Annotated in this window: 17 protein-coding genes; 10 read left to right on the forward strand and 7 right to left on the reverse strand. The window is 65.8% G+C overall.

Annotation, left to right across the window (positions count from 1 at the left end):
• Positions 1 to 66: 66 nt before the first annotated feature.
• Entirely contained in the window at positions 67 to 1,038 is a 972-nt protein-coding gene (locus tag EXV95_RS07260; protein WP_176885716.1) for an IS30 family transposase, read from the forward strand.
• A gap of 50 nt (positions 1,039 to 1,088) precedes the next feature.
• Here the strand turns inward: EXV95_RS07260 and EXV95_RS07265 are convergent, their stop codons facing one another.
• Positions 1,089 to 2,900, reverse strand: a complete 1,812-nt coding sequence (locus EXV95_RS07265; RefSeq protein ID WP_176886350.1) for a methyl-accepting chemotaxis protein — start codon at positions 2,898 to 2,900, stop codon at positions 1,089 to 1,091.
• A 328-nt stretch (positions 2,901 to 3,228) separates the two neighbouring features.
• Between EXV95_RS07265 and EXV95_RS07270 the strand changes: the two genes are divergently transcribed.
• Positions 3,229 to 4,035, forward strand: coding sequence for a triacylglycerol lipase (locus EXV95_RS07270; protein ID WP_176886351.1), 807 nt, complete (start codon positions 3,229 to 3,231; stop codon positions 4,033 to 4,035).
• Positions 4,036 to 4,220: 185 nt separating this feature from the next.
• On the opposite strand, the gene EXV95_RS07275 is transcribed toward EXV95_RS07270, so the two are convergent.
• Positions 4,221 to 6,068 (reverse strand): methyl-accepting chemotaxis protein, encoded by a 1,848-nt coding sequence (locus EXV95_RS07275; protein WP_176886352.1) that lies wholly within the window; start codon positions 6,066 to 6,068, stop codon positions 4,221 to 4,223.
• A 273-nt stretch (positions 6,069 to 6,341) separates the two neighbouring features.
• Positions 6,342 to 6,878 carry an inorganic diphosphatase gene (gene ppa, locus EXV95_RS07280; RefSeq protein ID WP_176886353.1) on the reverse strand — a complete coding sequence of 179 codons (537 nt, stop codon included), beginning with the start codon at positions 6,876 to 6,878 and terminating at the stop codon, positions 6,342 to 6,344.
• Positions 6,879 to 7,137: 259 nt separating this feature from the next.
• On the opposite strand from ppa, the gene EXV95_RS07285 reads away from it, so the two are divergent.
• Complete coding sequence (locus tag EXV95_RS07285) at positions 7,138 to 9,219, forward strand: sodium-translocating pyrophosphatase (protein ID WP_121420493.1); 2,082 nt, start codon at positions 7,138 to 7,140, stop codon at positions 9,217 to 9,219.
• A 110-nt stretch (positions 9,220 to 9,329) separates the two neighbouring features.
• On the forward strand, positions 9,330 to 11,705 hold the full coding sequence (locus tag EXV95_RS07290; RefSeq protein WP_176886354.1) for a DUF1631 family protein: 2,376 nt from the start codon (positions 9,330 to 9,332) through the stop codon (positions 11,703 to 11,705).
• 337 nt (positions 11,706 to 12,042) lie between these two features.
• Here EXV95_RS07290 and EXV95_RS07295 read toward each other — a convergent pair whose 3' ends face one another.
• The 3 genes from EXV95_RS07295 to EXV95_RS07305 all read right to left on the reverse strand — a co-directional run bounded on the left by EXV95_RS07295 (position 12,043) and on the right by EXV95_RS07305 (position 14,642).
• Positions 12,043 to 13,470: a sensor histidine kinase gene (locus EXV95_RS07295; RefSeq protein WP_176886355.1), complete on the reverse strand. Its 1,428-nt coding sequence runs from the start codon at positions 13,468 to 13,470 to the stop codon at positions 12,043 to 12,045.
• Entirely contained in the window at positions 13,467 to 14,141 is a 675-nt protein-coding gene (locus EXV95_RS07300; RefSeq protein ID WP_176886356.1) for a response regulator transcription factor, read from the reverse strand. Before EXV95_RS07300 ends, EXV95_RS07295 begins: the two co-directional genes overlap by 4 nt.
• A gap of 123 nt (positions 14,142 to 14,264) precedes the next feature.
• Entirely contained in the window at positions 14,265 to 14,642 is a 378-nt protein-coding gene (locus EXV95_RS07305) for a PepSY domain-containing protein (RefSeq protein WP_255484946.1), read from the reverse strand.
• Between the two features lie 117 nt (positions 14,643 to 14,759).
• Between EXV95_RS07305 and EXV95_RS07310 the strand changes: the two genes are divergently transcribed.
• The 5 genes from EXV95_RS07310 (at position 14,760) to EXV95_RS07330 (ending at position 19,308) form a co-directional block, all read left to right on the forward strand.
• The gene (locus tag EXV95_RS07310) at positions 14,760 to 15,164 is read left to right on the forward strand and encodes a DUF1924 domain-containing protein (RefSeq protein WP_176886357.1); all 405 of its coding nucleotides are present in this window, start codon (positions 14,760 to 14,762) and stop codon (positions 15,162 to 15,164) included.
• A gap of 10 nt (positions 15,165 to 15,174) precedes the next feature.
• Positions 15,175 to 15,699 (forward strand): diheme cytochrome c, encoded by a 525-nt coding sequence (locus EXV95_RS07315; protein WP_176886358.1) that lies wholly within the window; start codon positions 15,175 to 15,177, stop codon positions 15,697 to 15,699.
• Between the two features lie 16 nt (positions 15,700 to 15,715).
• Complete coding sequence (locus EXV95_RS07320) at positions 15,716 to 16,480, forward strand: cytochrome b/b6 domain-containing protein (RefSeq protein WP_176886359.1); 765 nt, start codon at positions 15,716 to 15,718, stop codon at positions 16,478 to 16,480.
• Between the two features lie 31 nt (positions 16,481 to 16,511).
• Positions 16,512 to 16,676, forward strand: a complete 165-nt coding sequence (locus EXV95_RS07325) for a rubredoxin (protein ID WP_176886360.1) — start codon at positions 16,512 to 16,514, stop codon at positions 16,674 to 16,676.
• A gap of 100 nt (positions 16,677 to 16,776) precedes the next feature.
• Positions 16,777 to 19,308 (forward strand): cation-translocating P-type ATPase, encoded by a 2,532-nt coding sequence (locus EXV95_RS07330; RefSeq protein ID WP_176886361.1) that lies wholly within the window; start codon positions 16,777 to 16,779, stop codon positions 19,306 to 19,308.
• Here EXV95_RS07330 and EXV95_RS07335 read toward each other — a convergent pair.
• Positions 19,305 to 19,925 carry a TetR/AcrR family transcriptional regulator gene (locus EXV95_RS07335; protein ID WP_176886362.1) on the reverse strand — a complete coding sequence of 207 codons (621 nt, stop codon included), beginning with the start codon at positions 19,923 to 19,925 and terminating at the stop codon, positions 19,305 to 19,307. The genes EXV95_RS07330 and EXV95_RS07335 overlap by 4 nt on opposite strands.
• Positions 19,926 to 20,061: 136 nt before the next feature.
• Between EXV95_RS07335 and EXV95_RS07340 the strand changes: the two genes are divergently transcribed.
• Complete coding sequence (locus EXV95_RS07340) at positions 20,062 to 20,883, forward strand: metal-dependent hydrolase (RefSeq protein WP_176886363.1); 822 nt, start codon at positions 20,062 to 20,064, stop codon at positions 20,881 to 20,883.
• Positions 20,884 to 20,902 lie beyond the last annotated feature (19 nt).

The following is a 20,902-nucleotide window of genomic DNA, read 5'->3' on the forward strand; positions in this document are numbered from 1 at the left end:
AAAAGGTAGGCCCAGACAAGTAAGTGAAGATGACTTGTGTGACCTGCCAGTCAACCCAAGTGCACCATGAACTACACCCATTTGAGCCAAAGCGAACGTTACCAAATCCAATGCCTTCGCGACGTGGGGCTGTCGATCACACAGACAGCCCTGCGCCTGGGGCGCCACCGCAGCACCATTGCCCGCGAGATCAGGCGCAACAGCGGCGCCAGCACGGCGTACCAAGCCCACAGCGCCCATCAACAGGCTCTTGCGCGCCAAAGTGGTCAGACCAACGCTCAGCGCTTTGACGATGCCCAGTGGGAGTTGGTGCTGTCGTATCTGCAGCTGGATCTGTCACCTCAGCAGGCCGCCGCCCGCCTGGGGCTGGAAAAGCGCCTGCGCATCAGCCACACCTGCATCTACAACCGGCTGCGCCGCATGGGACAAGCTGCACCGCGCCTGCGTTGCGGCCAGCGCCGACGCAAGGCACATTCGGGTGCGGGGCAACTGCGCGATCGCGTGGGTATCGCACAGCGCCCCGCCATTGTGGACAAGCGAGCGCGCCTGGGTGACTGGGAGGGGGACACCATCGTCTCAGGTGCGGGTGGACTGGCAGGGCTGGTGACCCTGACCGAGCGACGCTCGCGCTACACACTGGCGCAGCATGTGCAGCGGCGCCAGGCCGAGCCGGTGGGCCAGGCCATCATCGAAATGCTCAGGCACCATCCCAAGCACCGCCACACCCTCACGCTGGACAACGGCAAGGAATTCGCCGAGCACAGGTGGGTGCATAGACGCCTGAAGACGAAGGTGTACTTCGCCGATCCGCACAGCCCCTGGCAGCGGGGGCTCAACGAGAACCACAATGGGCTGCTACGCCACTACTTCCCCAAGGGCAGCGATCTGGGCACGGCCAGCGAAGAGCAGGTGCTCCAAGCCGTGTACCGGCTCAACCACCGACCCCGCAGATGCTTGGGCTGGAAGACTCCGCATGAGGTGTTCCATGGCTACAAAGTGAGCCCACTTACACTGGGTACTGGCGCACTTCGTTGTTGAAACCGCCATCCATATTTCTTATCGCTCCCTCATGCGGGCGGTATGCCCGCTCAGAAGCTCTCCCATTCGTCGTCGTTGCCGCCCTTGGCGGCGGCTGCAGGCGCTGGCGCGCTGGCAACCGGGGGCCGGGTGCTGGCTGCAGGGGCGGCTGCAGGGGTGGCTGCGCTGGCCTTGGGCGCTGCCAGGCTGGCCTGGGGTTTGGCGGGCTTTGCACTGCCAATCTTGCTGGCGCCTTTGGTCGCGCCTGCACTGCGTTGGGCTGTGAATGCCGGGGCAGCGATGGGCGCTCGGGGTGCCGACGCTGGCGCGCTGCGCATGGCGCTGGGGTCGAGCTTGAATACCGCCACGGCGTTGACCAGTTCGCCGGCCTGGGCGTTCAGGGCGCTGGCGGCAGCTGCCATTTCTTCCACCAACGCTGCGTTTTGCTGCGTGGCCTGGTCCATCTGCGTGACGGCTTCTCCCACCTGACCCACTCCTGCGCTTTGTTCGCTGCTGGCGGCGCTGATCTCTCCCATGATGTCCGTCACTCTGCGGATGGAGGCGACCACTTCGGTCATGGTGGCCCCTGCCTTGTCCACGAGGGCCGTGCCTTGTTCCACGCGCTCTACGCTGGCGGTGATGAGGGCTTTGATTTCCTTGGCGGCTTCTGCGCTGCGCCCTGCCAGGCTGCGCACTTCACCGGCCACCACCGCAAAGCCCCGGCCTTGTTCTCCGGCCCGGGCGGCTTCCACGGCGGCGTTCAGGGCCAGGATGTTGGTCTGGAAGGCGATGCCGTCGATCACGCTGATGATGTCGGCGATCTTTCTGCTGCTGTCGTTGATGCCTTTCATGGTCTCGACCACTTCGGCCACCACCTCGCCGCCTTGCACGGCCACGGTGCTGGCGCTCACCGCCAGCTGGTTGGCGGCCCGGGCGTTGTCGGCGTTCTGGCGCACGGTGGAACCCAGTTCTTCCATCGAGGCGGCCGTTTCTTCCAGCGCGCTGGCTTGCTGTTCTGTGCGTGCCGACAGGTCGTTGTTGCCCGAGGCAATCTGTGAGCTCGCCGAGGCAACCCCTTCCGCGTTCTGGCGCACCGAGCCCACGGTGTTCACCAGACTTTGCTGCATGCGCTGCAAGGCGCCCAGCAGGTGGCCGGTTTCGTCCTTGGAACTCACGGTGATCTGGCCACTGAGATCGCCGCTGGCCACACGGTCGGCAGCCTCCACGGCCTGCGCCAGGGGGCGGGTGATGGAGCGGATGATGGTGATGGCGAGAAAGACGGCAATCGCAATGGCGAGCACGCCAGCGATCAACACATCCCGTTGCAGCGCAACAGCTGCAGCTTCGGCCCGCTCACCTGCTTTGACCGTGGTCTGGGCCTGAAACTCAACCTGCTCCTGAATAGCCGCCTGGTAGGCAAGCTGCGCGGGGCGATACTGCTCTTCCAGCAGCTTAGTGGCTTCGTCCTTCTGCCCTTGCTGGATCATGGTGAGGTACTGCACGCCAATCTTTGCAAAGTCTGCGCGCCGCTGTTGCATGCGCGCCAGAATTTCTTTGCCTTTTTCCGAGACGATCAGCGCGTCAAGGGTTTTGTACTGTGCGTCCACTTCCGCCCTCGACGCGGCAATCTGGTCCATGGACGACTTAGTCACGGCCTCGGTCGTGAAAATCGCCAGATTGCGCACCTGGATGGCCTGCACATTCACCCGGTCGGTCAACGTGCCCAGCGCTTTAGTGATGGGGATGCGAACGTCAATCACGTCCTTCAGCTCCGCGCGCTGGCTCGCAGACTGGATCAGGCTGACCGCCCCCAGCGCGATGAGCAGCAGCACCATGACGGCAAAGGCGACAGTGAGTCGGGTTGATATCTTCAACTGGTTCATCCTGCTTCTCCTCTGGACTGGTGGTGGTTCGAAGGGGGGTTTTTGGCTGCCACTACCTTATCCGTGAGCGCACCTTGTCACCAGTGCTATTTCGCCGTGGCGTAGCAACTCCGGCCTGGGCGCCACAGATCACCCTGCACTCGCCCGGGCATTTATTGACAAAACGCCGCATCCGGTCGGTTCAGTGCGCCCCCCTGTCGTAGCCCCGGCCTGCCCGGTTGGGATTGGAGAGCTAGCTCCAGTCCCAGCCCCGGTGCGCAGGCAAAAAAATGCTACCTTCCACAGCGGCCCTACCGCCGGTGCGCCCCCGCTTTTGACTGACGATCCGATGCCCCTTTTCAGCAACAAAGAAACCGATCCCAACCACATCCCCGCCCCGGGCCTGCCCCTGCTGGCGCTGGAGCTGCGGGCGCCCTGGGAGTTTGGCGCGGTGCTGCCCGCCTGGCCGGTGCTGCAACGCGCCCCGCTGGGCGACGGCCACACGGTGATCGTGTTTCCGGGCCTCACGGCAGGTGACGCCACCACCGTGCCGCTGCGCCGCTACCTGGATTCGCGCAACTACGACACCCTGGGCTGGGGCCAGGGCCTGAACCTGGGCCCCCGCGATGGCGTGCTGGAAACCGCCAAGCGCCAGCTGCAGGAGGCCGCCGAGGCCAGTGGCGGCAAGGTGAGCCTGGTGGGCTGGAGCCTGGGCGGCGTCTATGCCCGCGAGCTGGCCAAGGAGATGCCCGACCTGGTGCGCTGCGTGATCACGCTGGGCACGCCATTCGCAGGGCACCACACCTCGACCAATGCCTGGCGCATCTACCAGTTCGCCAGCGGCCGCAACATCGAGCGCGAAACCGAGAGCTACAACCTGCCCGAAGCGCCCCCCGTGCCCACCACCAGCATCTACTCGCGCACAGATGGCGTGGTGGCCTGGCGCGGCAGCATCCAGGCCCCGGCGGCGCACAACCCACACACCGAAAACATCGAAGTGGTGGCCAGCCACTTTGGCATCGGCCTGAACCCCAGCGCCTGGTGGGCCGTGGCCGACCGCCTGGGACAACCGCATGGGCCGCAAGTGGTGTGGCAGCCTTTTCAGCGCCCCCGGATTCCGGGCTTGCACCTGGTGTATCCAGATCCCCATCGGTAAGCGACTTGGGCGGGGCTGTGAGCCAGTCAGCCCACAGAAAATTGAAAGCAGAGAACAAAAAAGCACGCTGAGGATGCCCCCCAGCGTGCTTTTCTTTTGATAGCTACTCGCGCTTTATGGATAAGCGCCAGGGCCTGTTTTTATCCATATTTCTCATCGCTCCCTCATGCGGGCGGTATGCCCGCTCAGAAGCTCTCCCATTCGTCGTCGTTGCCGCCCTTGGCGGCGGCTGCAGGCGCTGGCGCGCTGGCAACCGGGGGCCGGGTGCTGGCTGCAGGGGCGGCTGCAGGGGTGGCTGCGCTGGCCTTGGGCGCTGCCAGGCTGGCCTGGGGTTTGGCGGGCTTTGCACTGCCAATCTTACTGGCGCCTTTGGTCGCGCCTGCACTGCGTTGGGCTGTGAATGCCGGGGCAGCGATGGGCGCTCGGGGTGCCGACGCTGGCGCGCTGCGCATGGCGCTGGGGTCGAGCTTGAATACCGCCACGGCGTTGACCAGTTCGCCGGCCTGGGCGTTCAGGGCGCTGGCGGCAGCTGCCATTTCTTCCACCAACGCTGCGTTTTGCTGCGTGGCCTGGTCCATCTGCGTGACGGCTTCTCCCACCTGACCCACTCCTGCGCTTTGTTCGCTGCTGGCGGCGCTGATCTCTCCCATGATGTCCGTCACTCTGCGGATGGAGGCGACCACTTCGGTCATGGTGGCCCCTGCCTTGTCCACGAGGGCCGTGCCTTGTTCCACGCGCTCTACGCTGGCGGTGATGAGGGCTTTGATTTCCTTGGCGGCTTCTGCGCTGCGCCCTGCCAGGCTGCGCACTTCACCGGCCACCACCGCAAAGCCCCGGCCTTGTTCTCCGGCCCGGGCGGCTTCCACGGCGGCGTTCAGGGCCAGGATGTTGGTCTGAAAGGCGATGCCGTCGATCACGCTGATGATGTCGGCGATCTTTCTGCTGCTGTCGTTGATGCCTTTCATGGTCTCGACCACTTCGGCCACCACTTCGCCGCCTTGCACGGCCACGGTGCTGGCGCTCACCGCCAGCTGGTTGGCGGCCCGGGCGTTGTCGGCGTTCTGGCGCACTGTGGAGCCCAGTTCTTCCATCGAGGCGGCCGTTTCTTCCAGCGCGCTGGCCTGCTGTTCTGTGCGTGCCGACAGGTCGTTGTTGCCCGAGGCAATCTGTGAGCTCGCCGATGCAACGCCTTCGGCGTTGCTGCGCACGCCGGACACCACGTGCGCCAGGTTGGCACGCATGTCACCGAGCGCGGTGAGCAACTGGCCCATTTCATCCTTGCCGCCAGGCGGCACCTCGGTGGTGAGGTCGCCCTCAGCAATCGCGCGGGCCGCCCGCACAGCATGGTGGGCCGGCCGGGAGACGGTACGCGTAATGCCCACGCCCAGCAACGCCGCCAGCACCACACACACCGCCAGGGTGCCCAGCAGCCACAGGCGCGCCGTGGCGAATACCTCACGCCCTTCGGCGCTGGCTTGCAGCGCGGCCTCGGAATTGATCTTCTGCAGTTCGCCCAGTGTTTCTGCCGCGGCGACAAAAGCGGCTTCCGACTCGCCCGCGTAGAGCATGCCCAGAGCGTCGCCGGTGAGTTCCAGCGTCTCGGCGTTGGTGAAATCCACGCCCGAGGCGATCTCCAGCAATTTGGCCTGGAGCTTGATGTACTCGGCCTTGCGCTGCTTGTAGGCGGTATAGACCTCGCGCTCCTTGTCCATGTCGATGAGGGTCTCGTACACGGCCTCGACCTTGTCCAGGTCCTTGTGGCGCAGGGTTACCTGCTCGGAAAACGCCTTGACTTCCGCCACGCTTCGCGAGGTGACCACCCCCGCCTCGGAGCGCCGCATGCGGTTGAGCAACACGCGCAGCTCCCCCGTTTGCGCCACGCTGGGCAGCAAGTTGGTGGCGATCTGGTCCGCCCCCTGGTGGATGCGGGACATCTGCACCAGCGCCATCACGCCCAGCAAGGTGGTGAACAGCACCACCGCCAAAAATCCCGCTCCCAGCTTGACGCCGATGCGCAGATCGGAAACTCTCATGGATCACCCTTCACATTGCGTTTGCCCAAAAGGCACTTCGACGCATGCCAACTGTATTGCTCAGCACCGCATACTTGTAACCAAATGCAGTCTAGCAGTGCCTGCCGCGCTGAAAAGTGGGCTTTCCCCCTACAGAACAACACTGCGCGGCCAAAAAAAAGCATGCGGGCTTGTGGCGCGCATGCTTTGTCTGGGGCGCTAAATAGCTATGCTATTTGTAGCTACTCCCGCTTTATCGACAAGCTCCGGGGGCTATCTGATGCCAAGTATGCTTCAGACGTTCGCCTTCTTGAAAGCCTCGATGCCGTCCGTGATTTCCTTCTTGGCGGCGTCAATGCCTTCCCAGCCCAGCACCTTGACCCACTTGCCCTTTTCCAGGTCCTTGTAGTGCTCGAAGAAGTGGGCGATGGCGTTGCGGCGCATGGCATTCACGTCGTCGATGTTCTGCCAGTGGTCGTACATGGGCAGCACTTTGGAGGTGGGCACGGCAATGACCTTGCCATCCACACCGGCCTCGTCTTCCATCATCAGGATGCCCAGCGGGCGGCACGGCACGACCACGCCGGGGTGCAGCGCGTAGGGGGTGATCACCAACACATCCACCGGGTCGCCGTCGCCCGACAGCGTCTGCGGCACGTAGCCGTAGTTGGTGGGGTAGTGCATGGCCGTGGTCATGAAACGGTCCACGAAGATCGCGCCCGATTCCTTGTCCACTTCGTACTTGATCGGGTCAGAGTTCATCGGGATCTCGATGACCACGTTGAAGGCTTCGGGGACGTTCTTACCTGGGGGGACGTTGTTGAGGGACATGTCTTTGGAGAGTGGTTTGTTGACGGTAACCCGCGAAGCGGCCGACGCTGACACAGCGCAACGAACCGTCGGGATTAACCCTGATTTTAGGCGCATGCCCCTTTCTGCCCGCTTGCAAACCAGCGTTTGCCTGTAAATTGGGTCTGTTGGCCAATCGACTCCTACCGCACAACGCACGGGGAGCACGAGGAAGCAACGCAGCGGGGATGCCACCGATGCGTTGGTCCCCCTCCGTGCAACACAACCCTAGGAGAATTGAATGGCTGCAAGTTCAGCACTGACATCCCCTCTCATCCTGGCCCTCGTCTGTGGGCTCATCGCGGTGGCCTACGGCATCTGGGCCCGGGGCTGGATTCTTTCCAAAGACCCGGGCAACGCCCGCATGCAGGAGATCGCCGCCGCCATCCAGGCCGGCGCGGCGGCCTACCTCGCCCGCCAGTACAAGACCATCGCCATCGTGGGCGTGGTGCTGGCCATCCTGATTGGCATCTTTCTGGACATGACGACGGCCGTTGGCTTCGTGCTGGGCGCCTTTCTGTCGGGGGCCTGTGGCTTCATCGGCATGAACGTGTCGGTGCGCGCCAACGTGCGCACCGCGCAGGCGGCCACCCACGGCATTGGCCCGGCGCTGGACGTGGCGTTTCGCGGCGGGGCCATCACCGGCATGCTGGTGGTGGGGCTGGGCCTCTTGGGCGTCACGGGCTTTTACTGGTTCCTGGCGGGCAATGGCAACCTCACGCCCACGGCCAACCTGGCCACGCTGCTCAACCCGCTGATCGGCTTTGCGTTCGGCTCGTCGCTGATCTCGATCTTTGCGCGCCTGGGCGGCGGCATCTTCACCAAGGGCGCCGACGTGGGCGCCGATCTGGTGGGCAAGGTGGAGGCCGGCATTCCTGAAGACGACCCGCGCAACCCCGCCGTGATCGCCGACAACGTGGGCGACAACGTGGGTGACTGCGCCGGCATGGCGGCCGACCTGTTCGAGACCTATGCGGTGACGCTGATCGCCACCATGGTGCTGGGCGCGCTGCTGGTGGCCACCGCGCCCGTTAACGCCGTGGTGTACCCGCTGGCGCTGGGGGCTGTGTCCATCATTGCATCCATCATTGGCTGCTTCTTCGTCAAGGCCTCGCCCGGCATGAAGAATGTGATGCCCGCGCTGTACAAGGGCCTGGCGATTGCGGGTGCGCTGTCGCTCGTCGCCTTCTACTTCGTCACCGTCTGGATCATGCCGGACAACTCCATCACCGCCACCGGCAGCCAGATGAAGCTGTTCGGTGCATGCGCCACCGGGCTGGTGCTGACGGCTGCTCTGGTGTGGATCACCGAGTTCTATACCGGTACGCAGTATTCGCCCGTGCAGCACATCGCGCAGGCATCGACCACGGGCCATGGCACCAACATCATTGCGGGACTGGGCGTGTCCATGCGGTCCACCGCCTGGCCGGTGATCTTTGTCTGCCTGGCCATCCTGTCGGCCTACCAGCTCGCCGGGCTGTACGGCATTGCCGTGGCGGCCATGTCCATGCTGTCCATGGCGGGCATCGTGGTGGCGCTGGACGCCTATGGTCCCATCACCGACAACGCAGGCGGCATTGCCGAAATGGCCGAGCTGCCCAGCAGCGTGCGCGACATCACCGACCCGCTGGACGCCGTGGGCAACACCACCAAGGCCGTGACCAAGGGCTATGCGATTGGCTCGGCGGGCCTGGCCGCGCTGGTGCTGTTTGCCGACTACACACACAAGCTGGAGAGCTACGGCAAGGCCATCACGTTTGACCTGTCCGACCCGTTGGTCATCATCGGCCTGTTCATCGGCGGGTTGATCCCCTACCTGTTCGGCGCCATGGCGATGGAGGCCGTGGGCCGCGCGGCCGGCGCCGTGGTGGTGGAGGTGCGCCGCCAGTTCCGCGATATTCCCGGGATCATGGAAGGCACCGCCAAGCCTGAATACGGCAAGGCTGTGGACATGCTGACCACCGCCGCCATCAAGGAGATGGTGATCCCCAGCCTGCTGCCTGTGGTGGTGCCCATCGTGGTGGGCCTGCTGCTGGGGCCCAAGGCGCTGGGCGGTTTGCTCATGGGCACCATCGTCACCGGCCTCTTCGTTGCCATCAGCATGTGCACGGGCGGCGGCGCATGGGACAACGCCAAGAAGTACATCGAGGACGGCCACCATGGCGGCAAGGGCAGCGAGGCCCACAAGGCCGCAGTGACCGGTGACACCGTGGGCGACCCCTACAAGGACACGGCCGGCCCCGCCATCAACCCGCTGATCAAGATCATCAACATCGTGGCGCTGCTCATCGTGCCGCTGGTGGTCAAATTCCACGGAGGGTGAAGCCACAGCCTCGGTCTGACAAGCCGGGAATCCAGGTAAACAAGGGGCCGCGGGCCCCTTTTTGCCGCGTACCATGGCGGGCACCGGTTCCCGTCCTCCCCGAAGAAGCCTTGAAACACACCACACCGTCGGCCCCTGCCCCCTCCGCCAGCGATACCACGCCCCACCAGCACATCGTGCGCGACGTGCTGGCACAGGCCCGGCCCCTGATGGAGCGCGTCGCCGAGGCCACGCGCATGTCCCTGCTCACGCGCCAGGACCAGGCCCGCACACCGGGTGAACACAACGCCATGCACGAAGCGCGGCAGCAGCTGTCGCGGCTCACGTCCGTGATGGGCGAGCGTTACCCCGACGCGCTGCGCAAGGCACTCGACCAGGAGGCGGCACAGAACGAGGAAAAGCCCACACGCTCCCTGTTCACCGTCCATTTCGACGACCTTGAACTGATGGACGAGGCGCAGATCAACGACAGCGTGGAGCGCGCCCGCGCCCGGCAGGTGCTGATCTCGGCCGTGGAAGGGCCGCTGGCCGACCTCGACGCCCTGGTGTGTGCGGCCCGGGGCCTGGCCCGCGTTCAGCCGGAGCACAACCCCCTGCGCCCCGAAGTCTTTCTACAGGCGCTGCAGACCGTGGTGTCGCAGATGCAGGTCACGCCGCAGGTGCGGCACGACTGGATGGGCCCCATGGCCCAGGCGCTGGGCACGGAGCTGCGGGGGCTCTACCTGGCGCAGATTGATCGGCTCAAGCTCAGCGGCGTGCAGCCCGTGGGCTATGCGATGCGCCAGGCCGATGGCCAGGTGGTCTACGTGGCGCCCACCGAAGGCGGCGCATCCCCCGGCTTTGCAGCCGACAACGACCTGTCCACAGTGGAAGGCCACGCCGACTCCCTGCTCACACTCGACCGCCTGCGTCGCCTGCTGCTGGGCGAGTTCAGCGAGAACCCGGCCCCCACGTCGGCGCCAACACACACGCCCTCCCCCCATTCAGACGAGAGCTTCGCCGACCAATTCGCACGCGAGTTCGATAACCCCAACCAGCTCCCCTCCATCGACCCACCCGCCACGGACTTCGCAGCCACCGTGCCCGCCGCCTTCGAAGCGCTGCAGGCCATGAACCAGGTCGGCCACATGATGGAGCGACTGGGGGGCCAGCGCCCGCAGCAGGTCGGCAGCAGCACAGAGGGCAGCCCTGCAGCCCCGCCGCGCAAACATTCCGGCGGACTGGGAGAGGCCTTGAGCATGGAGGTGGTGGCGCTGATGGTGGACAACATCGCGCGCGATGGTCGGCTGCTGTGGCCGGTGCAGCAGTTCATCCGCGCGCTGGAGCCGGCCTTGATACAGCTGGCCGTGGCCGACCCCCGGTTCTTCAGCCACAAGGAGCACCCCGCGCGCCGACTGCTGCAAGACATCACCGACCGCAGCCTGGCCTTCAACAGCCCCGAAGCCCCCGGCTTCCAGAGCTTCATGCGCTCGCTCATGAACATCGCGGGCCCGCTGGCCACGGCCACCATCGACGGGCCCGACGATTTCGAGCACGTGCTCCAGCAATTGCACGCCAAATGGGCAGAAAAGGACCAGCAGCGCAAACAGGAACGCCAACGCGCCATCGAGGCCTTGCAGCACGCGGAACAGCGCCACCTGCTGGCCGCCCGGATTTCGCGCGACCTCTCGCTGCGGCCTGATTTCGGCAAGGTGCCCGACGAGATTTCCCGTTTTCTGCTCGGCCCCTGGTCCCAGGTCATGGCACAGGCGCGCCTGACCGACACCACCCGCAGTGCCGACCCAGGCCGCTACGAGGAGCTGGTGGACGCCCTGATTTGGAGCACGCAGCCCGCCTTGACCCGCGCGAACACCGGCCAACTGGCGCGCCTGCTGCCCAAACTGCTGGCCAAGCTGCGCGAGGGCCTGGCGTCCATCGACTACCCGGCCGCCCGAACCGAGGCCGTCTTCGAACTGCTGATGGAACTGCACCAGCAAGCCTTCAAGCCCGGGCCCCGGGTGGCCACCAAGCACCCCGCCCCGCCGCCCGAACCCCAGGCTGTGGCGCAGCCCGCCCCGCTGGAGGATGACGACCCATGGGTCGCCCCCTCCGAGGCCAGGGAATCCGGCTATGTGGACATCTCACAGTCCCCGGTATCGGAGAGCGCCGAGCATGTGCCCGAATCCACCAGCACCACCAGCGGCCCGGCCACCTTGCCCCACCTGGCCTCAAGCGCGCCCTTGGCCCCATTGGCTGTTGGGACCTGGGTCAACCTGCAGGTGGCAGGCCAGTGGGAACGCACCCAGCTGTCCTGGATCGGCTCACAAGGCCAGCTTTTCCTCTTCACCAGCGCATCGGGCCGGACCCAATCGATGACCCTGCGGCTGCTGGAGCGGCTCTTCCACCAGGGCGCCGTGCAGGTGTTGACCGAGCAGACCGTGGTGGACGGCGCTCTGGACGCCGTGGCACAGGCGGCCATGCGCAACAGCGTGGAGAGCAGGCTATGAACTTACTCCTAAAAACATAGCTTTTAGCGCTTGATGGATAAGCGCCAGGGCCTATTTTTAATCGAAATTTATCCCCCATCTCCTTGGCCATCCGGCCAAGGCCCACCACCTTCGCGGCACAGCCTGGTGTTCCCCGGGTAGTCAAACCCCGCCGGGGGTGCTACGCTGGGGGCGTCCAGTCCAAGGCTTTGCAACATTCGAGAGATTGAAGGGATTTGTCAGGGCCTTAGCCCGCTTCGGCGGGCTTTTTTACTTCCTTCCGCTTCGGCGGGCTTTTTTTACGCCTCTCCCGCTTGCAGGCGGGCTTTTTACGCCGTCCCCGCTCCAGCGGGCTTCTTTACGCCGTCTCCCGAGCGGCGGGCAACACAAGCACCACCCGCAGGCCGCCCAGGTCGGCAGGCTCCAGATCCAGCCGCCCGCCGTACAGGGCCGCCAAGTCCTGCACGATGGCCAGGCCCAGCCCCGTGCCCGGCATCGTTTCGTCCAGCCGCACGCCACGCTCCACCGCCTGCGCACGCTGCGCCGCACCGATGCCGGGGCCGTCGTCCTCGACACTGACGACCATCTGGGACGGCTGCCCGCCAAGGACCTGCGCCTGCAAGCGCACGGTGGACTGCGCCCATTTGCAGGCGTTGTCCAGCAGGTTGCCCAGCATTTCCTGCAGGTCCTGCGCCTCGCCCGCAAAGAACAGCGGGGCATCGGGCAGCGCCACCGTGATGTCCACCCCGCGCCCGGCATGCACCTTGTTCATCACGCGCACCAGTCCGCCCACCACCGACTCCAGCGCCGTGCGCTGGCCCGGCAGGTGTGCCGATGCGGCCACGCGGGATCGCGCCAGGTGCCAGTCGATGTGGCGCCGCGCCACCTGCACCTGCTCGCGCACCAGTGCAGCCAGCGCTGCGCCATCACTGGGTGCTGGCGCGCAGGCCGCGTTCTCCAGCACCGAAAGCGGGGTTTTCAGGGCATGCGCCAGATTGCCTGCCTGTGTGCGCGCGCGCTCCACCACTTCTGCATTGCGTTCCAGCACGCCGTTGAAGTCATCCACCAGCGGCTGCATCTCGGCAGGGAATGCGCCCTGCAACCGTGTGGTGCGTGCCTGCTGCACATCCTGCAAGCCCCGCTGCAACGCCTGCAGAGGCCGCAGGCCCACGGCCACCTGGGCCCACGCGGCCGCTGCCAGCAGCACCAGCAAGGCCGCCAGCGACAGCGCCAGCACGCGCGTGAACTGCGCGGTGGCCGCTTGGGTGGCCTGCAGATCGGCCGCCACAATCACGCGCCAGCGTGCTGCATCCACGCCCTCGGCACGCACGGTGCGCTCCAGCACCAGCAAGGGCGCGCCCTGCGGGCCTGCCACTTCGTGCACATGCACGGCACCGTCAGCCAGCGCATCCACCTGCAGGGCCAGGCTGGTGTCCCACAAGGAGCGCGAACGCAGCACCCCAGCCCGGCCGCGCCCATCGGGCGCCATGGCGTCCACCTGCCAGTACAGGCCCGAATAGGGTTTGAGCCAGCGCGGGTCTGACAAAGCCTGCGCGGCAATCGCCGGCAGGCCCTGGGCATCAAACTCCAGCCGCGCCGTGACCTGGTCCAGCTGCTGCACAAGGGCCGCCTCGAACTGGCGCTGCACATGCTCGCGGAACAGCCCACTCAGCACCAAGCCCGCCAGCACCACCGCCACGGCCACCCCCGCCACGGTCACGGCCAGCAGCCGAAACCGCAGGGAGCGTGACCAGTGCAAACCGCCCCGATTCGCGCCCCGGTTCATGGCGGCACCAGGCGGTAGCCCATGCCACGCACCGTCTCGATACGGGCCGCGCTGGCCGACGGCGACTGCAGTTTTTTGCGCAGGCGCCCCACAAAGACTTCGATGGTGTTGGAGTCCCGGTCAAAGTCCTGCGCGTAGATGTGTTCGGTCAGTTCGGCACGTGACACCAACACGCCAGGCCGGTGCATGAGGTAGCCGAGCACCTTGTATTCATGCGCCGTAAGCGCCACGGGCTGTCCTGCGCAGGTCACGCGGCCGCTGCGGGTGTCCAGCGACCAGTCGCCGCACTGCAGCACCGCAGACGCCTGCCCGCTGGCGCGGCGGATCAGCGCGCGCAAACGTGCCAGCAGTTCTTCGAGGTGAAAGGGCTTGGTCAGGTAGTCGTCGGCACCGGCATCAATGCCCGCCACCTTTTCGTGCCAGTTGTCGCGCGCGGTGAGGATCAGCACCGGCATATTGCGCCCCTCAGCCCGCCAGCGCTTGAGTACCGTGAGCCCATCCACAACCGGCAGGCCCAGGTCCAGCACCACGGCATCCAACGCTTCGGTCTCGCCCAGAAACTGCGCGTCGCGCCCGTTGTCGGCCTCGTCCACGGTGTATCCCGCGCCTTGCAGCGCGGTGCGCAACTGGGTGCGCAGCTGCGTGTCGTCTTCTACGAGGAGGATGCGCATGGGCTATAGAACCTGTTCAGTGTCTTTTTAGGGTCGCACAAGTACCTTGCCCGAAGGTTGGAGTGAAATCGGGCGATTGGAAGCCTCGTCTGCTTGCAGGGGGCGAGCCCATGCGGGGCCGTCTTAGCGGTGTTCTCGGCCAGTACGTTGATCGTCGCGCGATTTGACGCGCAGCACCTCGGCCGTGCGTGCATCGAGCTTGACCTTGGTCAACTGCCCCGCAGGTGTGAGCAGCTTGATCTCGTAAATCCAGCGATCCCGCTCCTGCTCCAGCTCCACTTCGAGCACCTGGCCGGGCACTTCGCGCTGCAGGCGCTCCAGCACTGCAGGCAGCGGCAGCACCTGGCCCGCCTGCACGGCCTGCCGGGCGCGGTCGTGGTCGTCCTTGCCGCTGGCCAGGGCGTTTGGCGCGATTACCGCTGCCGCCCACAGCAGACAAGCCGCCGCGCCCCAGCGCATGGCGTGGCAGCGCTCTGAAGCACGGTGAGGGGAAAAAAGCATGGGTGCATTGTCCCGCGCAGTGTCTGAACGGCCGATGAACAGCCCTTTCACGCGCCGTTCAGGCTGGGGTTTCAACAATGGCTGCATAGGACAACCAACACCTACAAGGACACCACGATGACAACCGTTCGCACTTTGGCCCTGGCTGCACTGTGCCTCTGGGCCGCAGCCAGCCCCAGCCACGCCGCCGACACCACCGCCGCCCAGCAGCTCGCGCACTGGAGCGCACAGGCAGGCAGCCCCGGCAATGCCGACAAGGGCAAGGTGTTCTTCACCACCCGCCACGGCGGCGAGTGGTCTTGCGCATCCTGCCACGGCACGCCACCCACCGCCCAGGGCAAACATGCCAGCACCGGCAAGTCGATAGCGCCCCTGGCCCCTGCCTTCAACCCCAAGGCCTTTACCGACACCGCCAAGGTGGACAAGTGGTTTCGCCGCAACTGCAACGACGTGCTGAGTCGCGAATGCACGGCTGTGGAGAAGGCCGATGTGCTGGCGTACCTCAACGCCCTCAAGCCCTGAGACCGACACCATGAAAAAACCTGCCCCCCTACGCCCTGCGGCCCTGGCCGCCGCTGTGTGCGCACTGACCCTGCTGTCAATCTCCAGCGCCCACGCCGACAGCGGGCGCGCCATGCCCCGCAACGTGCCTAGCGCCTACACGCAGGAATGCGCCGCCTGCCACACCGCCTACCCACCCGGGCTGCTGCCCGCCGCGTCGTGGAACCGCGTGATGACGGGGCTCGACAAGCACTATGGCACCGACGCATCGCTGGACGCGGCCACCGTGCGCCAGCTCAACCAGTGGCTGCAGTCCCACGCCGGCACCTACAAGCGCGTGAGCGAAGAGCCTCCCGAGGACCGCATCACCCGCTCGGCCTGGTTTGAGCGCAAACACCGAAAGATCGAGCCCGCCGCCTGGAAGCTTGCCAGCGTGAAAAGCGCCGCCAACTGCGCGGCCTGCCACACGGGTGCCGACCAAGGGCAATTTGACGACCACGACCTGCGCATGCCCGCGGGGCTGGATGCCCGATCACGCCGCGCCTGGAACGACTGAACCCAAGGAAAACACCATGCAACCCCCCCCCTTCTTCGACCCGGTCCGCGCCACAGCGCAGCCAGCGACTGCCCAAACGCCCAGCCGCCGGGTCACCGACGCGCCCACGCGCATGTTCCACTGGCTGTTTGCGCTCTGCTTTGTGGGTGCCTACGCCACCGCCGATGGCGAGCACTGGCGGCTGCTGCACGTCACGTTGGGCTACACCATGGCGGGCCTGCTGGGCTTTCGCGTGCTGTACGGAATCTTTGGCCCGCGCACTTCGGGCCTGGGCCTGCTGTGGCGCAAGCTGGCCAGGGCTCCCGCATGGCTGCGCACCCTGTCCCAAGCACGCTCTGCCAGCCAGGTGAGCCAGGTGAACTGGCGCCAGGGGCAAAACCTGCTGATGGCACTGGCGGTGGTGCTGCTGCTGGTCCTGGTCGTTCCTATCACCTTGAGCGGCTATGCCACCTACAACGATTGGGGCGACATGTTGGGTGGCGACTGGATCGAAGAAGTGCACGAGTTCTTCGGAGAAGCCATGCTGTTTGTCGTGCTGGCCCACCTCGCATTGATTGCCGGCCTGAGCATGCTGCGGCGCAAGAATCAAGCGCTGCCCATGTTGACCGGGCGCGTGGAAGGCCCAGGGCCCAACCTGGTGCAGAAAAACCGCACCTGGCTGGCGGCAGCGCTGCTGCTGGCAGTGCTGGCCTTTGGCGCATGGGAGTGGCAGCAATCGCCCAATGGTTTGATTGCCAGCGGCACGACGAGCGAGCGCAGCAGACACCACGACGACGACTGAAGCCCGTCAAAACAACTTTCAGGATCAACCCATGAAAATCTATATGTGTGTGGTCTGCGGCTGGATCTATGACGAAGCTGCGGGTTTGCCCGATGAGGGCATTGCGCCAGGCAAACTGTGGGCCGATGTGCCCGACGATTGGCGGTGCCCTGAGTGCAATGTGGGCACGGCAGACTTTGTGCTGTGCGAGGTGTGAGATGCAAGGTGTGATCTGGGAAACAGCAGCACCAGCACACTGACACTTTCACCGAACAAAGGTATAAGAAAGATCGCCTCAAGACTCCCTACGCCCCCAGATGCCCGCACAACCCCCACCGTCTGGCCTTGACCCGGCCGTTGCCGCCCAGCGCCTGCGTGAAGAAGGCCCCAACGAACTGGGCATCAGCCAGCGCCGCACGCTGCGCGACATGGCCTGGGACGTGGTGCGCGAGCCCATGTTCTTGCTGCTGCTGGGTGCAGGCGGCATCTACCTGGCGATGGGCGACGCGCACGAGGCCCTGATCCTGCTGGGGTTTGTGGTGATCATCATGACCATTACGGTGCTGCAGGAGCGCCGCACCGACAACACCCTCAACGCCCTGCGCGACCTCTCCAGCCCCCGCGCGCTGGCGCTGCGAGGCGGCACCATGGTGCGTATCGCAGGCCGCGATGTGGTGCGCGAGGACCTCTTGATGATTGCCGAGGGCGACCGCATCCCGGCTGACGGCACCCTGCTGCAGGCGCACGAGCTGGCCACCAACGAATCGATGCTGACCGGTGAGTCCGAGCCCGTGGCCAAGCAGATTGCCGACAAGGTATTTGCAGGCACGCTGGTGGTGAGCGGCCAGGGCCTGCTGCAGGTGACGGCCGTGGGGCGCCACACCGAGCTGGGGCGCATTGGCCAGTCGCTCGACACCATTGCGCTGCAGGCATCGCCGTTGCGCGAAGAAATGGCACGGCTCACCCACAAGCTCGTGCTGATCGGCCTGTCGCTGTGTGTGCTGCTGGTGGCCCTGTTCTGGGCACTGCGCGGCGACGCGTTGCAAGCCGTGCTGGCAGGCATCACCCTGGCCATGGGCATCCTGCCGCAAGAGCTGCCGGTGATCATGATCGTCTTCCTGGCCCTGGCTGCACGGCGGCTGGCGGCGCAGCAGGTATTGACGCGACGGCTCAACGCCATCGAAACGCTGGGGCAGACCATCGTGCTGTGCGTGGACAAGACCGGCACCCTCACGCAAAACCGCATGGCCGTGGCCGCACTGTGCATTGCGGGCGAGGAGCTGGATGTGCAGAACCTGCCCGAAAAAGCAGCCGAAGCAGGTGGCACGGCGCTGCCAGAGGCCTTCCACGAACTGCTCGAATACGCCGTGCTGGCCAGCGAGATCGAACCGCACGACCCCATGGAGCAGGCCTTTCACCGCATGGCGGGGGATCATCTGGCAGGCACCGAGCACCTGCACCCCGCCTGGTCGCTGGCGCGCGAATATGAGCTCTCGCCCCAGCTGCTGGCCATGAGCCACTTGTGGCGCGACGGCACATCCGCGCACGACACCGTGGCCACCAAGGGTGCGCCCGAAGCCGTGGCCGACCTGTGCCATCTGCCTGACGCCGAGCGCGCCACCGTCAGCGCCCAGGCCGCTCGGCTGGCCGATCGGGGCCTTCGAGTGCTGGGCGTGGCCAAGGCCCGGCACCGCGTGCAAGACGACTGGCCCGGCATTCAGCACGACTTTGACTTTGAATGGCTGGGCCTCGTGGCCCTGGCCGACCCCCTGCGACCCGAGGTGCCCCAGGCGATTGCAGAGTGTCACCAGGCGGGTATCCGCGTGGTGATGATCACGGGCGACCACCCCCGCACCGCACGCGCGATTGCAGCCCAGGCGGGCATCGCCCACGACCAGGTCGTCACCGGCGATGAAATGGCCTTGATGTCCCCCGACATGCTCACCGGCAAAGTCCGGCAGGTCAGCGTGTTTGCACGCATCAAGCCGCACCAGAAGCTGGCGCTGGTCGAAGCCCTCAAGGCCCAGGGCGAGGTGGTGGCCATGACGGGCGATGGCGTGAACGACGCCCCCGCCCTCAAGGCCGCCCACATCGGCATCGCCATGGGCCAGCGCGGCACCGACGTGGCGCGCGAGGCTGCAGCACTGGTGCTGCTGCAGGACGATTTCGCGGCCATTGTTCAGGCTATCCACCGGGGGCGGCAGACCTTTGCCAACCTGCGCCAGGCCATGGTCTACACGCTGGCCGTGCATGTGCCCATCATCGGGCTGGCGCTGCTGCCGGTGCTGTTTGGGCTGCCGCTGGTGCTGGCGCCGCTGCACATTGCGTTTCTGGAACTGGTCATCGACCCGGCCTGCTCCATCGTCTTTGAGGCCGAGGAAGGTGCGGCCGACCTTATGCAGCAGCCGCCGCGCCGCGCCGATGAACCCTTGCTTTCAGCCCGCCACATCCTGCTGAGCCTGGTGCAGGGCGGCGTGGTGACGGCTGCCGTGGTGGGCCTCTATGCCTGGCTGCTGGGGCAGGCTGCGCACGCCGCCACCGCCAGCACTGCGGCGTTTGTAGTGCTGGTGGCCGCCAATGCTGCGCTCATCCTGCCCAGCCGCAGCAACCAGCCCAGCTGGCGCAGCCTGTGGGCGGGCCTCACACCCGTCAGCCTGTGGGTGCTGGGCGGCACACTGGCGGCGTTGACGGCTATCACCACCGTGCCTTGGCTTGCCGCAGCGTTCAGGTTCGCGCCGCTGTCATTCCCTCAGTGGTTGGCGGCCCTGGGCGCCGGGTTGGCTTTGGTGGCGGTTTTTCAAGGCTGCAAACGCTGGCTCCACGTCGCCACCACACCCCGCCACAGTTAAAACTCCGCCGCAATCGCAGCCCGCAGCAGCGCCGCAGCAGGCTCCACCAGTTCCTGCAAAGCCCCAGCACGACCTTGCTCGATGGACTGCAGCACCATCTCATTGATGCCTCCCACCACGGCCATGGCCATCACGGGCTTCAAGGGAAGATGGCGTTGGCCCTGATCGCCAGTACGGGTGTTCACCACCTCCAGCATCAGGTCCACCAGGTGCTGATTGGCCCGCCGCCGCGCGGCCAGGCCGGGCATGCCCAGGCCCAGGATTTCAATGAACAGAGTGCGCAGCAGAACCGGATTGCAGGCCAGCGCACCAAAGTATGCCGACAGCGCCTGCTCCACCTGGGCCTGCCAATCGCTTTGGGGGTTGATGGCGCCACGCAGCACCGCCAGTGCGTTGCCGCTGGCCGATTCGTACAGCGCTGTCAGGCATTCGGCCTTGTCGGCAAAGTTCTCGTAGAAAGTACGCCGCGAGACGCCAGCCTCGCGCACGATGTCTGCAATCGTGGTGTCGGCATAGCCTTTGGTCGCCACGGCGCGGGCCATGCCCTGCAGCAGGCGATCCCGATGTTCCCTACCCTCGGTGGCGCCAGGTCGGGGGGCGGCTTGCAGTGCGGTCATGCTGGCAGATTCCCTTGGGGTTAACAGGTACTTGACAGTACCACATGCGCACTCCATGATTCCTCACCACTGGTACTACAACGTACCAAACCACAAAGACGTTATCTTTTTACCGAGCTCCCGGAGATCCATCCCCATGACCGAACTCGTCGTGCGACGCCTGCTCATTGACCTGGAAACGCCTTTTGACCGCCACTGGTGCGGCGGCGATGCGTTTCGCACGGCGTTCTTCAATGCGCTGTCGATGAGCTTCCCGGTGGGCGAGCAGTTCTTCATCGACGCTGTGAAGGGCGGGCACAAAGCCATGCCGCCCGAGCAACACGCGCAATTTGCCGACGAGGTGCGCGGCTTCGTCGGGCAAGAGGCCACTCACCGCCGCATCCATGCGCTGTTCAATGGGCACCTCGAAAAGCAGGGCCTGGTCAACGAATGGGCGTCCCGCGCGCAGGAGCGCATGAAGCTTTTTGCCGGAGCCGACCCACGCCACCCCCTGGCCGTGACGGCTGCCAACGAGCACTTCACCGCGCTGCTGGCCGAATGGCTGCTGGCCCACCCCGAAACACTGGCGGGCGCCGAACCCCGCCTCGCCACGATGTGGCAATGGCACTGCGCCGAAGAGGCCGAGCACAAGAACACGGCGTTCGACATCTACCAGGCGCTGGGCGGCAACCACGAGTGGCGCATCACGTGGTTCCGCCGCATCACCCTCGTCTTCTTGGGCGACGCCCTGCGCCAGACGGCGCTGAACCTGCGCCGCGACGGGACGCTGTGGAAATGGACCACCTGGGCCAGCGCAGCGCGCACGCTGTTTGGCAAGGGCGGCCTGGTGCGCGAAACCTGGCGCCCATGGCGCGAATACCTGCGCCGCGACTTTCACCCCAGCCAGCACGGCACGGACCTGTCACAGCAATGGCTGACCCAGCACAGCGACGCCTACGTGCCCGTGGGCGCACGCTGAGCCACAACGCCAGAATGCG

Origin of the sequence: Acidovorax sp. JMULE5 (genome assembly GCF_013376875.1) — a bacterium.
Classification (GTDB): domain Bacteria; phylum Pseudomonadota; class Gammaproteobacteria; order Burkholderiales; family Burkholderiaceae_C; genus Acidovorax; species Acidovorax facilis.

Coding starts and splice junctions, on each gene's coding strand:
- EXV95_RS07260 (WP_176885716.1), top strand. CDS start 67: ATGAACTACACCCATTTGAGCCAAAGCGAACGTTACCAAATCCAATGC.
- EXV95_RS07265 (WP_176886350.1), bottom strand. CDS start 2,900: ATGAACCAGTTGAAGATATCAACCCGACTCACTGTCGCCTTTGCCGTC.
- EXV95_RS07270 (WP_176886351.1), top strand. CDS start 3,229: ATGCCCCTTTTCAGCAACAAAGAAACCGATCCCAACCACATCCCCGCC.
- EXV95_RS07275 (WP_176886352.1), bottom strand. CDS start 6,068: ATGAGAGTTTCCGATCTGCGCATCGGCGTCAAGCTGGGAGCGGGATTT.
- ppa (WP_176886353.1), bottom strand. CDS start 6,878: ATGTCCCTCAACAACGTCCCCCCAGGTAAGAACGTCCCCGAAGCCTTC.
- EXV95_RS07285 (WP_121420493.1), top strand. CDS start 7,138: ATGGCTGCAAGTTCAGCACTGACATCCCCTCTCATCCTGGCCCTCGTC.
- EXV95_RS07295 (WP_176886355.1), bottom strand. CDS start 13,470: ATGAACCGGGGCGCGAATCGGGGCGGTTTGCACTGGTCACGCTCCCTG.
- EXV95_RS07300 (WP_176886356.1), bottom strand. CDS start 14,141: ATGCGCATCCTCCTCGTAGAAGACGACACGCAGCTGCGCACCCAGTTG.
- EXV95_RS07305 (WP_255484946.1), bottom strand. CDS start 14,642: ATGCTTTTTTCCCCTCACCGTGCTTCAGAGCGCTGCCACGCCATGCGC.
- EXV95_RS07310 (WP_176886357.1), top strand. CDS start 14,760: ATGACAACCGTTCGCACTTTGGCCCTGGCTGCACTGTGCCTCTGGGCC.
- EXV95_RS07315 (WP_176886358.1), top strand. CDS start 15,175: ATGAAAAAACCTGCCCCCCTACGCCCTGCGGCCCTGGCCGCCGCTGTG.
- EXV95_RS07320 (WP_176886359.1), top strand. CDS start 15,716: ATGCAACCCCCCCCCTTCTTCGACCCGGTCCGCGCCACAGCGCAGCCA.
- EXV95_RS07325 (WP_176886360.1), top strand. CDS start 16,512: ATGAAAATCTATATGTGTGTGGTCTGCGGCTGGATCTATGACGAAGCT.
- EXV95_RS07330 (WP_176886361.1), top strand. CDS start 16,777: ATGCCCGCACAACCCCCACCGTCTGGCCTTGACCCGGCCGTTGCCGCC.
- EXV95_RS07335 (WP_176886362.1), bottom strand. CDS start 19,925: ATGACCGCACTGCAAGCCGCCCCCCGACCTGGCGCCACCGAGGGTAGG.
- EXV95_RS07340 (WP_176886363.1), top strand. CDS start 20,062: ATGACCGAACTCGTCGTGCGACGCCTGCTCATTGACCTGGAAACGCCT.